Raw genomic sequence first — 13,068 nt, forward strand, 5'->3', positions numbered from 1 at the left:
GACCTGCCGCGGAACGGGAGCACACCGTAGATACCTCCTCGCGGATCAACCGATTTGCAGGTTATGGAATGTCTGGTCCCTGGTGACGCCGGAACGGATGTGGACGGGCTTGAGTATGACGGCCCCCGGGCGGCCACGCTGGCTTTCCCCACCTGCGCACACGCTGGAGGAATGCGCGGACATCGGGGTGATTAGGCCACTCAAGGCAGTCTACGCTGCCAGCACGCGGGACGGGATGTCGGCTGCCAGGAGGAACTGCCAGCCTACAAGCACGGCCCGTTCACAGGCATGCCGCAGGGGGGTCGCCTGCCTCTCCCGTAGGTCAGCTGCTCCCGGCAGCCGACGATCCCGCCGGCAGGGAGAGAACCGCCGTAGATTCCCCCCGCCGCCCGCCGGCGTCGTGCTCGGCCCTGATCGTTGTGCGGCCCCCCCCGACCGGAAATGCCACGGGACACCACACCGACGGCGGCGCCGGGCCGGACGTGGCGCGCGTGCTACCGCCTCAGGGCACCAGGAAGGGCATGGCCCGCTCGGCCACGGCGACCTGCACCGGGCCGCGGGCGCTGTCGGCAGGGTAGAGCTCGCCGTCGACGACGTAGTCGCCGTCGATATCGAGGGTGACGGCATCCACGTCGCCGCTGGCGAAGCCGCGCCGGGGGGACAGCCGGCGGCCCGGACGGCCGCGGAGCAACCACGGCAGCGCGGCAACCAGGCGGCCGGGACGGGCGGGCATGACCGTGCAGTGCAGCGCGCCGGTACCAGCGCCCCAGTACGGACGGCTGCCGAAGAGCAGCCGGTCCAGGGCGCTGACCAGCACCAGTCCATGGCCGACGGGCGGCGCCAGCGCCGCCGGCTGACGCAGGGTCACACCGCGGCCGGCCGGGCGCCGGGCGAACGGTGCGGCCAGGGTCCGAAGCACCGCCAGCGCGGAGGCCTTCTCCCCCACCAGGCCGCGGCCGCGTACCCGCTCGCGGAAGTATCCCACCCCGTCGGCGACCATGCCGGCGCCGAAGAACATCCCGCACACCCGGTCGCCGTCGTGCCCGACACCGAGCACCGGACGGTACCGCGCGCTCAGCGTGCGTGCGTCCGCCACGGTGGAGACCAGGCGCCCCAGCACGGCGACCGGCCCGCCGCGCAGGCCGATATCCCGCGCGGTCATGTCGGTGCTGCCGGCGGGGACCACCACCAGCCACGGCAGGCGCGGAAACGGGCGCGCCGTGAGCAGCTGCCCCAGCACCGCCTGCACCGTACCATCACCGCCCACGACCACCAGAGCGGTGACCCCGTCCGCGGCCATGGCCTCCAGCGCCGCCGCCATCCCCGCCGGCGTATCCGCCTCGTGGGCGGCGGTCAGCGGCAGCGAGGCGGCCAGCGCCCGCACCCGATCCAGCGGCCGGCGCAGGCCGCCGGCGCGGGGATTGAGCAGCAGGCCCAGCCGCTCGCCGGCGAGGGCCACCGCCGCAGCGGCGGGCTCAGCGTCGGGCACCGGCGCCTCCGGCCGGGGCCTGGGTGAAGCAGCGCACCGCCAGGCGGTCCCGGTCCCGGGCAGGGTCGACGTCGTTGAGCCAGGGCGCGAGCGCCGCACCGCGGGCGCGGAGCGCCGCCTGCACTACCCGGGCCGCGAGCACCAGCGTGGAAAGCACGTGCCAGGCGGCCACCATCCACAGCCCCAGGTCCGGCCGCCCGCCCAGCCAGAAGGCGGTGAGCAGGATGAGATTCGGGTTGCGCCGCGCCGTGATCAGGCGGTTGAAGGAGTCGAACGGCCGCCAGATGAACAGCGAGAAGGGCGCGGCGAACCACTGGAACGCGCCCTCGCAGAGCCGTCCGCCGATATAGGCGGCGAAGATCGCGGTGACGGTCACGCCCAGCGACGGCGTCAGCGTCCACGGTGCCGCCAGCCCGAGCCCCCAGGCGAGATACCAGAAGGGTGGGTGGATGAGGTCGATGCCGTGGTCGAGGTAGTCGCCGAAACGGCTGGAGGTCAGGGTCACCCGGGCGAGCTTGCCGTCCACGGTGTCCAGGAAGGTCATCAGCCACCCGGCCACGAGCCCGAGGCCGTGGGCCCCGCCCGCGAACGCCACCAGTGCCGCGATCGCCAGCACCAGGCTGGCGGTGGTCACCGCGTTGGGCGAGAGCCCGAGACGGATGCAGCCGTGCACCGCCCACTGGGCGGGCACCGGCCACAGCCACTTGGTGATCAGGTCGGTCACGCCCTTGTAGGCGCCGGAGAACAGCCAGCGCTCCAGCGCGCGGCGATTGCCGGCGGTGATGCGCGACACTCGCGGGGGGGTGACGCTGCGCAGCCGCGAACGGAAGCCGGAGGCGAGCTCGCCGGCGGACCTCGACGGCCGGTCCGCCAGCCCGCCGGCGTCCGCCGCGGCCACCGCCTCCAGCAACGCCGCCGTCTCCCCGCCGGAGCCCCGGGCCGCCACCGGCGTGCCGTCCTCGCCGAGCAGGCACACCGGCTCCGCGCCCTCGACGAGCCCGCGCAGCACCGCACCGTCATAGGCATGATCGGCGCGCAGCACGACCGCCGTCGCCTCCGCCGGAACCGTCTCCGGGCCAGCGACGGCCTCCACGCCGTCCATGGCGGCGAACGCCCGCTCCAGGCGCTCGCGGCCGGTGAGCCCCCACAGGCGGACCGGGCTGTCCCCGGTGACGCACACGTACACTGGCATCGTGGCCCCTTGTTCCCGCTTCCCACCGAAATGGGCGCTCATTATACTGGCCCCGCCATGGAATCCACGAACGACGATGGTGCGCACGGCCTCGCCTTCGCCCACCTCTCGGATCCCCACCTGACGTCGCTGCGCGCCCTTCGCCGCCGCGAGCTGATCGGCAAGCGCCTCCTCGGCTACCTCTCCTGGCGCCGGGGCCGGCGGCATGCCCACTGCGACGGCATCCTCGCGGCACTGCAGCGCGCCCTCGCCTCACACCCCGACGAGGAGATCGCGGTCACCGGCGATCTCACCCACCTCGGTACGCCGGACGAGTACCGCGAGGCCCGCGACTGGCTCGCCGCGCTCGGCCCGGGCCCGCAGGTGACGGTGGTGCCGGGCAACCACGACCTCTACGTCCCGGTCCGCTGGCAGGACACCCTCGCGGAGTGGGCCGCGCACATGTGCGGCGACGGCGACGAGCGCCCCCGCTTCCCCTTCGAACGCCGCCGCGGTCCGGTAAGCTTCATCGGCGTGAACACCGCCTACCCGAGCGCACCGCTGCTCGCCACCGGCCGGATCGACGGCGACCAGCTCGACGGCATCGGCCGGGCACTGGCGCGCGCCGGCGAGGCGGGGCGATTCCGGGTCGTGCTCATGCACCACCCGCCGCAGCCGGACGCGGTCTCCCGGCGCAAGTCGCTCGTCGCCGCCGAGCGCTTCCGCGCACTCGTGCGCCGCCATGGCGCCGAGCTCGTCCTCCACGGCCATGCCCACCGCCGCCTGCGGGGCGAGATCGACGGCCCCCGCGGGCCGGTGCCGGTACTCGGCGCGCCGTCCGCCTCCCAGCGCACCCACGATCCGGCACGCAACGCGGCCTACCACCGCTGCGTCGTCACCCCCACCCCGACGGGCTGGCGGCTCGGGGTCACGGTACACGCCTACGACGCCGAAACCGGAGACTTCGTCCCACGGGCGGACGCCGGCGGCACACTGGAGATACCGCGGCAATCCGCCTGAGCCGGCACGGACGTGCCCGGGGCCGCCGTGTATAATCCCGCGCCCACGAGACCGCTCCGCCCTGGGCCCCACCCACAGAGGTAGCCATGGACACGCCGGTGAGCCGACGCCCGGACCTAGCCCTGTTGCTGCCCTCGCTGGCAGCCGGCGGCGTCGGCCGGATGACGCTGAACCTTGCCGCCGGCTTCGTGGCCCGCGGCCTGCGCGTGGACCTGGTGCTGTGCCGGCCCGAGGGGCCGTACATGGACGCGATCCCGGACGGCGTTCGCCTGGTCACCCTGCAGCGGGAATCCGGCCCCGCCGCGCGGCTGCGGCTCGCCCGGCTGTACCCGCGGGAGATCGGGCTGCTGGCCCGCCCCGCGCTGCTCGCGCCGCGGCCGGCCCCGGTGCAGCCCTACGTGGCGGACCTGGCCCGCTACCTGGCGGAATACCGCCCCGCGAGCCTGCTCGCCGCAAAGACGCGCACCAACCTCCTCGCCCTCTGGGCCCGGCATCAGAGCGGACTGTCCACCCGAGTGGTGCTTTCCGAGCACACCCAGCTCTCCCGGGCCATTGCGGCCAGCCGCAAATGGCGCTGGCGCTACATCGCACCGCTGGTCGGACGTTACTACCCGGAGGCGGACGCCGTCGTTTCGGTCTCCGAGGGCGTCGGTGACGACCTCGCGGCAACCGCCGGACTACCGCGCGGGTCCATCACCACGATCCACAACCCGGTGGTCACGCCGGCCCTGGCGGAACGCGCCGCCTCGCCATCCCCCCACCCGTGGTTCAGCGACGGGGGGCCACCGGTGGTGGTCGCGGCGGGCCGACTGGTGGCACAGAAGAACTTCCCGCTGCTGCTGGACGCCTTCGCCCGCCTGCGGGCCGGACGCGCGGCCAGACTGGTGATCCTGGGCGAGGGCCCGGAGCGGGGACAGCTGGAAGCACAGGCGCGGGCGCTCGGCATCAACGCCGATGTCGCCCTGCCGGGCCAGGTGAAGAACCCCTACGCGGCCTTCGCCCGGGCGGCACTGTTCACGCTGTCCTCGGACTTCGAGGGCCTGCCCACGGTGCTCATCGAGGCCCTCGCCTGCGGCTGTCCGGTGGTGAGCACGGACTGCCCCAGCGGTCCGGCGGAGATACTCGATCACGGCCGCCACGGACCGCTGGTCCCCCTCGGGGACGCGCCCGCGCTCGCCACCGCGATGGCCGCGGTGCTGGACGACCCGCCCCCGGCTGAGGCCGTGCGCGCCCGGGGCCAGGCGTTCGGCCAGGAACGCAGCATCGCCCGCCACCTCGACATCCTCGGTCTGACGGCAATCGCGGGGGAGGCGGCCGCCACGGCCAACGCCAGCGGAGGCGCCGGATGACACCGAGCACCGAGAGCATCGTCCACGCGGGCTACCACAAGACGGCCTCGACGTGGTTCCAGCGGCGCTTCTACCCGGCGGTGACGAGCCACCGTTACATCCCGCGGGACGAAGTCCTCGATGCCCTGGTCCTCCCCCATGCCTTCGCCTTCTCGCCGGAGCGGGCGCAGGCGGCGCTCGGGCTGGACGGCGCCGGACCGGTCGCCCTCTGCGAGGAGGAGATCAGCGGCAGCTTCGAGACCGCGGGCCACCAGGGCGCGATGTCCAAGGAGATCGCCGAACGCCTCTCTAGGGTGCTACCCCGCGCCCGGATCGTGCTGTTCATCCGCCACCAGGTCGACATGATCGCCTCGGCCTATGCCCAGTACGTCAAGCGCGGCGGGACCCTGAACGCAGAGCAGTTCCTGTTCCCGGCGAGCTACCGCAAGGGCCAGTGGCGCCGGCCCTACAAGAAGCCGCTGTTCGACTTCGCCCATTTCAGTTATCTAGGGCTGATCCGCCACTACCGCGCCCTCTTCGGCAGCGACCGCGTGCACGTGTTCACCTACGAGGCGTTCCGGACCGACCCGCCGGAATTCCTCGCGGACTATGCCGAACAGCTTGGACTGGCCGTGGATCTCCAGGCGCTGGACGCCGGCGCGGCCAACTCCGCCTACCGGCACCGGACCCTGCGGCTGGCCCGGGCGCTCAACCACCTCACCTATCGCAGCGTGAACGACAAGCGCTACGTCCTGCCGACCGGCCGCTACCGCTACCTGAACGAGCTGCTGCGCCGCTTCGACCGCTCGCCCCTGGCAGGGCGGACGCTCACGCCCCGGGAGCTGCTCGGCGACGGGATCGTGGACTACATCGAGGACTACTACGCCGCGGACAACCGGGCACTGGCGGCGGAGACGGGTCTGGCGCTGGCCGGTTGGGGCTATCCGGGCACCGGCGCCGAAGCCGGGTAACACCCACAGAACACCGCAACGGAATAACGGCCCCGCGGCGTCAGTCCGGCGCGTCTCCGGCGCGCTCCGCCGGCGGGGAATAGTCCAGCGCCGGTGCCGGCACGCGGCACGGCAGCCAGCGGCCGCCGTAGGGCGCGAACGGCCGCATCAGCGGCGAGCGCAGCATCCGCATGACCGCACGGCCACCCAGGCGTCGCCGTGCACGCCAGCAGACCCGCACCCAGCGCCGGGCGGCCGCCCCGGCCAGGGCGGCCTGATCGTAGCGGCCCGCGCGCCGGTTGGCGGCGAGGAGGTCGCTGAGCCAGGCCTCGGCCCAGTCGACGTAGTCCTGATCCGGGGCCCCGAGCACCCCGCCCCGGCCCAGGCAATAGTGCCGGTCCAGGTCCGCGTCCGTGGGCCGCAGCCCGAGGGCCTCCAGCTGGGCGCGATGGATCGCGGTCTTTCGCTCGCGGGAGAGGTCCGCGGCCATGTTGGTGGAGCGGCCGGGGTGCTCCCGCCCGCAGGAGAGGATGACCGGCAGGTTCGCCAGGCGATGCCGCGCCGAGAGCCGCACGTGCAGCTCGTAGTCCTGGCTGCGCGGGAAGTCCTCGCGGTAGCGGTGGGCCTGCAACACCGCGGTGCGCGCCATCAGCGAGCGGTTGGAGATGCAGCAGCGGAACAGCAGCTCGGCGTCGACCGCCGGGGCCGCGACGGGTTGACGGCGCACCTGCCGGGACGTCCGGCCGTCACCGTCCATGAAGCTGCCCCAGGTCCCGATCTCGGCGTGATCGGGATGGGCATCCAGGAAGCGCACCTGCGCGGCGAGCCGCTCCGGGTAGGCGTAGTCGTCGCTGTCGAGCAGGGCGATGTACTCGCCCCGGGCCTCGTCGAGCCCGCGGTTGCGGGTCTGGGGAATGCCGAGATTGGCGCCGTTGCTCAGCGCCCGGACCCGCGGGTCCGCCGCCTGATAGCGGTGCATCAGCTCCAGGCTCCCGTCTGTGGAGCCGTCGTCGATCATCAACAGCTCGAAGTCGCTGTACGACTGGGCGAGGATGCTGTTGACCGCGACCGGCAGATAGCGCTCCCGGTTGTGGACCGGGATCACGACGGTAACGCGGGGACGATGCGGCGTCGGCATGGCAGGCGTCATCCTTCGCGGACGCCGCCGCCCGGCGCCGGCGAGAGCTGCTGCAGGTAGAGAGTCAGGATACGCGCCATGGTGAACGCCCCGGCGCGCTGGCGCACGGCCCCGGGCGCCGGAGGATCGGCGAGGGTGGCCACCAGGGCATCCGCCATCGCGCGATCGTCACCGACGGCCACGAGCCGGCCCCAGCGCCCGTCCTCCAGGATCTCCGCCGGTCCGCTGGGGCAGTCCGTGCTCACCACCGGACAGTCGCAGGCCAGGGCCTGGATGAGCACGCCGGGCAGCCCCTCGTAGCGCGAGCTGAGCACGAATGCCGATGCCCGCGCCATGAAGGCGAAGGGATTGTCCACGAAGCCGGGCATGTCCACGTCCGCCGCCACGCCGAGCTGCCGGGCCTGCTGCTCCAGCGCCCGGCGCCCGCGCCCCTCGCCCAGTATGACCAGCCGCGCCGCGCGGTCGGCGCGCAGCCGCGCGAAGGCACGGAGCAGCGTCGGGAAGTCCTTCTGGTAGTGCAGCCGGCCCGCGGCGAGCAGCACCGGGGTCCCGTCCGGCTGGTCCAGCCAGGGGTGCCCCGAGGGCAGCGCCGCGCGCTCGGGGAGGCCGTCGTCGACCACCGGGTTCGGGATCACCGGCACCCGCGCGGGGTCGAGCCCCGTGCGCTCGCACAGGTCCGCCGCCACCCCCCGGGAGACGGCGATCACCGCCGCCGCCCGCGGATAGAGCCGGCGCACCGGCCCGAGCACCAGGCGCTTGCGGGGCGTGCGGCCGGCGCGGAGGTAATCGCTGATCTGGGTGCGCTGGGAGAGCAGCAACCGCGCATCGGAGTCCGCGAGGGCGTGGGCGCAGACGGCGGCGAGGTTGCCGTAGTGCTGGGCGGCGAGCAGCGTCGCCGGCCGGGCCCGCGCGAGGTAGCGCGCCAGCGCGGGGATCGCCCCCAGCACCCGCGGCGCACCGGGCAGCCAGACGATCGGACCGAGGGCCCGGAGCAGGCCCGGGCGGCGCACCAGCGCCGGCAGGCACGCCTGGGCCACCGGGGCACGCAGGTCCACCAGCTGCACGCCCGGCGGCACCCGGTCCCGGTAGGCACCGCTGCCGTAGGCCACCAGCAGATCGACCCGGTAGCCGCGGGCCGCGAGCGCGGCGGCCAGGTCGAGGAACACGCGCACGGGCCCCACGCCGGCGAGCGAGCGCAGGAACAGCGCCACGGTGGGGGCCTCGAAGGACGGGTCCGGCTCGGTCACGGGACGCGGATGACACTCGTGGTTGCGTGGCACAGGGCGCCCGGAGCGACCCGGACGGCGCGATGCGCGGTATCTACGCACCCGGCGTCACCCGCCGTCAAGCGGCACGCGTCCGTCATTGTCGCCCCCGCCGCGTGATCCGGCGGTGCGCAGCCACGGCAGGGCCGCGGCAAGGCGCACCAGCAAACGCGCGAGCGCCGAGACCGCGGCCGCCAGCCCCGCCCCCTCCACACCCATGACATGCACCAGCGGCGCCACCGCCGCCAGGTAGACCAGCGTGCCCACGCCCTGGGAGAGCAGCGCGCGACCGGGATGCCCGGCGGAGATCAGCAACGGCCCGAGCGGGAACCACCACACCGGCAGCAGGACGGAGAAGGCGAGCAACAGCATCACCCCATAGGCCTCGCGGGCGGGCGCGCCGCCCATGAGCCCCAGCAGCGGGTCGCCCGCCAGGGCCAGCACCGCCATCACGGCGAGCACCAGCACGCCACAGATCGCCACCGTGCGCAGGACCAGCCGGCGCAGGCGCCGGGTCTCGCCAGCGGCCAGCAGACCGGCGATCTCCGGATAGATCGCCGGCGTGAGCAGTTTCACCGGCTTGCTGAGGGCCCGGGCGAGCCGGTCGGCGACATGGAACAGCCCCACCGCATCCGCCCCCAGGAGCACACCCACGGCGAGCGTGCCCATGTGCTCCACTCCCAGCGCCAGGACCGCATTGGCGCTCGTGATCCCGATGAAACGCAGGATGCCGGGGAAGCGCCCGCGCAACCCCCGCCAGCTGTCGGCGGGCCCGGCCAGCAGGCCCCGGCGGGCGAGCTCCCCGCAGGCGCAGACGATCAGCGAGAGGGTGGTCAGCACCCTTGCCAGGAACCACACCGCGAGGAACCCGGCGATCCCCCAGTCCAGCGCTATCGCCAGGCCCACACCGACGAGACGCACACCGGACTGCACCGGCGAGCGCACGGCGAGCAGGTCGAAGCGATCGAACAGCCGCAGCACCCCGAGGGGTGTCGCCGAGACCATGAACAGCGCCGAGAACCCATAGAGTGCGGCCATGGGCGTAACCGCCGCCGGCCAGCCGACCAGCGTCCCCGCGGACCAGGCGAGGGTGGCGCACACGAGCGCGGCCGCCGCGGCGCTGGCCACGTCCAGCAGCGCGGTGAACCGGATCAGCCGCCGCAGCCCCGGCCGGTCGCCGTCGTGAAGCAGCGGCGTACCGTAGCGCAGGATCGCCTGCCAGGACTTGAAGTTGACCACCCGGCCGATCACCAGCGTGAACGTGTGCACCAGCGCCAGGGTGCCGTAGCCCTCGATCCCCAGGGCGCGCACCGCCAGCGCGATGGTGATCAGCCCGAGCACGGCGCTCACGGTCTTGCCGCCGAGCAGCTTGCCGGAATTGGCCAGCACCCGCCGCAGCGCCCCTTTACTGATGGTTGCGTCCGCCCCCGCGTGTCGCTGCCCGCCTGCCATGCCGCCCCCTTACCGCCGCCAGCCCGCGAGCACGGCGCCGACGACGAGCATCGACCCCGCCGGCACCAGGGCGATCGCGGCCGGGGGAAGCCCCAGTGACAAGCCGGTACTCGCCAGTATCTGGTCGCCGATGAACACCGCGATGCCGGTAAAGGCACCGAGCACCAGGCGTGGGGCCAGCGCACCGCGGGGGGCGCCGCCGGTGACGAAGGCGGTGGCGAGCAGCGTGAGTGCGATGGTCAACAGACCGTGGCCCGCCTTGCGCCACAATACCAGCGCATACCGCGCCGACGGGCTGCCGCTGGCACGCAGGTAGGCCACGTAGCCCGCCAGGTCCACCGGGTCCAGGCTCTCCGGCGGCCGCTGCATGGCCGCGATGCGGGCCTGATCGATGAACGGTTTCCATTCGAGGCTGGCGCGATGCTCACTGCCGCTCTCCGCACCGGAGAAGCGTTTGATGGTCACGTCGTACAGCCGCCAGGTCCCGTCACCGCGTATCTCGGCCCGGGCCGCATGCACGTAGCGCGCCAGCCGCGCCTCGCCGCGCAGCCGGAAGAGCTCCACGTCCACCGGCACGCGGCCGTGGCGCATCGCCCCGATATGCAGGATCCGGTGGCGGTCGCGCAGCCACAGTCCCAGCCCGCCCTCGCCTCGATCCATGCCGGCAATGATCTCGGTACGCCGCTCGATCGCGTGCTGCTGCGCCGCCGGGGCGACCGCCCCCTGCAGGGCCACATACACCAGCGCCAGTGCCAGCGCCGCGAGCCCGGTGGCGCGGCGAAGCCGCCACGCGGACAGGCCCACCGCGCGCAACGCGATCAGCTCGTCGTGGGCCGCCAGCAGTCCGAGCCCCACGATACCGCCCAGCAGGCCGATGAACGGAGCGAGCTGGGCCAGCCGCCGGGGCACGAGCAGCGCCGTATGCGCCAGCGCGTCGACGAAGCCGTAGCCCCCGCGGCCCAGGTCCTCGAGCTGTTCGGCGAGATCGAGGAGGGAAAACAGCGGCAGGAGCACCGCCGCGGCGATGCCGAAGCCGATCAGCACACGGGTGACGATATGACGTTCCAGGCGGCTCACCCGCCGCCTCCCCGCCGCAGCCGCCACGCGGCCCCGCGCAGCCACAGACCGAGAAGCACCGCCGCCGCCACCGCGTGCACCCACCACACACCCGGGAATGCCCCCACCGCTGACTGCTCCACCCAGCTCCGGGCCATGTCCGTGGCCACGAAGTACAGCGCGAACACCCCCATGGCGGTGAACACCCGCGCATAGCGACCGCGCCGCGGGGCCGTCGCGCTCAGCGGTACGGCCAGAAGCGCGAGCAGCAACGCCGCCAGCGGGCGCGATGCCCGCCACTGCCACTCGGCGACGTCGTCGGGGCGCTCGGAGCGCAGCAGCGAGGCCGTCGCCGCGGCCTTGCGTTTATAGCCCACCAGCCGTGACGGCGGCTCCAGGCGCAGGGTCAGCTCACTGAACTCGGAGACCCGGTCGCTGCCGCCGTCGCGGTCGAGGGTGTAGACGGCGCCATCGTCCAGGAGCAGGCGCGTCCGCCCCGCCGCCCCTTCGGGCTGACGGGCCCGGTCGGCGAGCACCAGCTGGACCACGCCGTCGTCGCCTTCGTAGAGCAGGAACCCCTGGAGTCCGTCCCCGCCGCGGGCCCGGGCATGGACCACACGCCCGGTGTCGTCGTTGGCCTGGAAATGCCCGGGCGCAAGGTCGTCCAGCTCGAACTCCGCGCCCTGCTCCGCCTCCAGGGTGTAGACGCGCTCGTAGGCCCAGGCACGGGCGAAAAGCGACACCCCGCCGACCACCACCGCCACGGACACGGCCACCACGAGCACACCACGCACCAGCGCGGCGCCACTGAACCCCAGCGCGCGCAGCCCCACGACCTCGTGATCGTGGTGAAGCCGGCCCAGGGCGATCACCACCGCGAGGTAAAGCCCCAGGGGCAGCAGAACGTCCAGCGCGATCAGGGTACGTAGCGCCACGAGCTCGAGGAGTACCGGCAGCTCCACGGCGAGGGCGGCCGTACCCGTCAGGCTCCGCGCGGTATCGAAGGCCGCGAAGATGACGACGAGCAGCGCCAGCACGGGGATCAGGGCATGGCTGACCTCGGCGGCGATGTAGCGGACGATGCGGGACAAACGGACTCCCTCCGGGACCGGGCGCCCGGCGGACGCCCCTGTCGGGCCGCCGCTAATGCTAATACAGCGGGGATGTGATGAAATAGTTACGTTTTTGCCCGAGCAACCGGACCCGATGATGGATTCACTGTCACCGTCACGGCACGGGGCGGCAGATGCCCCCGAAGCGCCGACCCACGCCCTGCTGCTCAGTGCCGGTCAGGGGCGCCGCCTGCTGCCGCTGACGGAAGACAGGCCCAAGTGCACCCTGAGCTTTCATGGCCGCACCGTGCTGGAGTGGCAGATAGACACCCTCCTGGAGGCGGGCATCGACGGCGTGACCGTGGTCACGGGCTACGGCGCCGAACGCGTCGAGGCGTTGCTCGAGCGCCGCTACGGTGGCGCCCGTGTCGAGACCGTGTTCAACCCCTTCTATCGGGTCTCGGACAACCTCGCGAGCTGCTGGATCGCGCGCGCGGCAATCCGCGGCGAACTGCTGCTCATCAACGGCGACACCCTGTTCGAAGGCGGCATCGTCCGCGACGTGCTGGCCGCGCCGCCGGCCCCCGTGACCCTCACGGTGGACTTCAAGGACGCCTACGACGACGACGACATGAAGGTCTCGCTGCACGGTGACGGCCGCCTGCGCCGGGTGGGCAAGCGCCTGGACGCCTCCGAAGTGGACGGCGAATCCATCGGCATGACCCGCTTCCAGGGCGACGGCGCGTCGCTGTTCCGGGAGGCCGTCGAGCACGCCATGCGCGACCCGGACGCGCTGCGCCTGTGGTACCTCTCCATCATCGACGCCATGGCCGACGAGGACCACGTCCGGGCCTTCCCCATCGCCGGACGGCGATGGGCCGAGCTCGACTTCCCCGAGGACCTGGAACCGGTGAGCGACGTCCTCGCCGCACAGCTGCCCACGGCCTCGACGGGCACGGCCCAGGGCGGCTGAGCGCTCCCCCCGAAACCGCCGGCCGTCGTCGATCACCGCCGACCCGCCGGATCACGCCTCCAGCCCTTGAAATGCGAACAAATCGCATTACGTATACCCAGTAGGACGTCCTTCCCTCGTGACAACGCCGGCCCGACGACGGTCGGCGATACGGCGCCCGTTACCGGGCACGCA

At 73.2% G+C, this 13,068-nt stretch carries 11 protein-coding genes; 4 read left to right on the forward strand and 7 right to left on the reverse strand.

From position 1 onward, the window contains the following. Positions 1–502: 502 nt before the first annotated feature. Together ACEZHJ_RS17310 and ACEZHJ_RS17315 are read right to left on the reverse strand one after the other, a co-directional pair. Complete coding sequence (locus ACEZHJ_RS17310) at positions 503–1,489, reverse strand: diacylglycerol kinase family protein (protein WP_163140058.1); 987 nt, start codon at positions 1,487–1,489, stop codon at positions 503–505. Further along, complete coding sequence (locus ACEZHJ_RS17315) at positions 1,476–2,681, reverse strand: CDP-alcohol phosphatidyltransferase family protein (RefSeq protein WP_163140056.1); 1,206 nt, start codon at positions 2,679–2,681, stop codon at positions 1,476–1,478. Before ACEZHJ_RS17315 ends, ACEZHJ_RS17310 begins: the two co-directional genes overlap by 14 nt. A 57-nt stretch (positions 2,682–2,738) precedes the next feature. On the opposite strand from ACEZHJ_RS17315, the gene ACEZHJ_RS17320 reads away from it, so the two are divergent. From ACEZHJ_RS17320 to ACEZHJ_RS17330, 3 genes are all read left to right on the forward strand, one after another. Further along, entirely contained in the window at positions 2,739–3,680 is a 942-nt protein-coding gene (locus ACEZHJ_RS17320) for a metallophosphoesterase (RefSeq protein ID WP_163140054.1), read from the forward strand. A gap of 86 nt (positions 3,681–3,766) precedes the next feature. Further along, positions 3,767–5,029 carry a glycosyltransferase gene (locus tag ACEZHJ_RS17325; RefSeq protein WP_163140052.1) on the forward strand — a complete coding sequence of 421 codons (1,263 nt, stop codon included), beginning with the start codon at positions 3,767–3,769 and terminating at the stop codon, positions 5,027–5,029. Then, on the forward strand, positions 5,026–5,979 hold the full coding sequence (locus ACEZHJ_RS17330; RefSeq protein ID WP_163140050.1) for a sulfotransferase: 954 nt from the start codon (positions 5,026–5,028) through the stop codon (positions 5,977–5,979). Before ACEZHJ_RS17325 ends, ACEZHJ_RS17330 begins: the two co-directional genes overlap by 4 nt. Positions 5,980–6,019: 40 nt before the next feature. On the opposite strand, the gene ACEZHJ_RS17335 is transcribed toward ACEZHJ_RS17330, so the two are convergent. The 5 genes from ACEZHJ_RS17335 to lptF form a co-directional block, all read right to left on the reverse strand. Further along, positions 6,020–7,096 (reverse strand): glycosyltransferase family A protein, encoded by a 1,077-nt coding sequence (locus tag ACEZHJ_RS17335; RefSeq protein WP_163140048.1) that lies wholly within the window; start codon positions 7,094–7,096, stop codon positions 6,020–6,022. A gap of 8 nt (positions 7,097–7,104) precedes the next feature. Then, positions 7,105–8,343 (reverse strand): glycosyltransferase, encoded by a 1,239-nt coding sequence (locus tag ACEZHJ_RS17340; protein ID WP_240466240.1) that lies wholly within the window; start codon positions 8,341–8,343, stop codon positions 7,105–7,107. Positions 8,344–8,430: 87 nt separating this feature from the next. Next, complete coding sequence (locus tag ACEZHJ_RS17345) at positions 8,431–9,813, reverse strand: lipopolysaccharide biosynthesis protein (RefSeq protein ID WP_163140046.1); 1,383 nt, start codon at positions 9,811–9,813, stop codon at positions 8,431–8,433. 9 nt (positions 9,814–9,822) lie between these two features. Then, a complete protein-coding gene (gene lptG / locus ACEZHJ_RS17350; RefSeq protein ID WP_163140044.1) occupies positions 9,823–10,890 on the reverse strand; it encodes an LPS export ABC transporter permease LptG in 1,068 nt (355 codons plus the stop codon). Beyond that, positions 10,887–11,960, reverse strand: coding sequence for an LPS export ABC transporter permease LptF (lptF, locus tag ACEZHJ_RS17355; RefSeq protein WP_163140042.1), 1,074 nt, complete (start codon positions 11,958–11,960; stop codon positions 10,887–10,889). Before lptF ends, lptG begins: the two co-directional genes overlap by 4 nt. A gap of 118 nt (positions 11,961–12,078) precedes the next feature. Between lptF and ACEZHJ_RS17360 the strand changes: the two genes are divergently transcribed. Then, positions 12,079–12,894: an NTP transferase domain-containing protein gene (locus ACEZHJ_RS17360; protein ID WP_205599803.1), complete on the forward strand. Its 816-nt coding sequence runs from the start codon at positions 12,079–12,081 to the stop codon at positions 12,892–12,894. Positions 12,895–13,068 lie beyond the last annotated feature (174 nt).

It is taken from the genome of Arhodomonas sp. KWT2 (genome assembly GCF_041949875.1).
GTDB lineage: Bacteria > Pseudomonadota > Gammaproteobacteria > Nitrococcales > Nitrococcaceae > Arhodomonas > Arhodomonas aquaeolei.

What these genes read in the sequence shown, in the direction of transcription:
- ACEZHJ_RS17320 (WP_163140054.1), top strand. Translation starts at nt 2,739, where the DNA reads ATGGAATCCACGAACGACGATGGTGCGCACGGCCTCGCCTTCGCCCAC.
- ACEZHJ_RS17345 (WP_163140046.1), bottom strand. Translation starts at nt 9,813, where the DNA reads ATGGCAGGCGGGCAGCGACACGCGGGGGCGGACGCAACCATCAGTAAA.
- ACEZHJ_RS17325 (WP_163140052.1), top strand. Translation starts at nt 3,767, where the DNA reads ATGGACACGCCGGTGAGCCGACGCCCGGACCTAGCCCTGTTGCTGCCC.
- ACEZHJ_RS17330 (WP_163140050.1), top strand. Translation starts at nt 5,026, where the DNA reads ATGACACCGAGCACCGAGAGCATCGTCCACGCGGGCTACCACAAGACG.
- ACEZHJ_RS17360 (WP_205599803.1), top strand. Translation starts at nt 12,079, where the DNA reads ATGGATTCACTGTCACCGTCACGGCACGGGGCGGCAGATGCCCCCGAA.
- ACEZHJ_RS17335 (WP_163140048.1), bottom strand. Translation starts at nt 7,096, where the DNA reads ATGCCGACGCCGCATCGTCCCCGCGTTACCGTCGTGATCCCGGTCCAC.
- ACEZHJ_RS17315 (WP_163140056.1), bottom strand. Translation starts at nt 2,681, where the DNA reads ATGCCAGTGTACGTGTGCGTCACCGGGGACAGCCCGGTCCGCCTGTGG.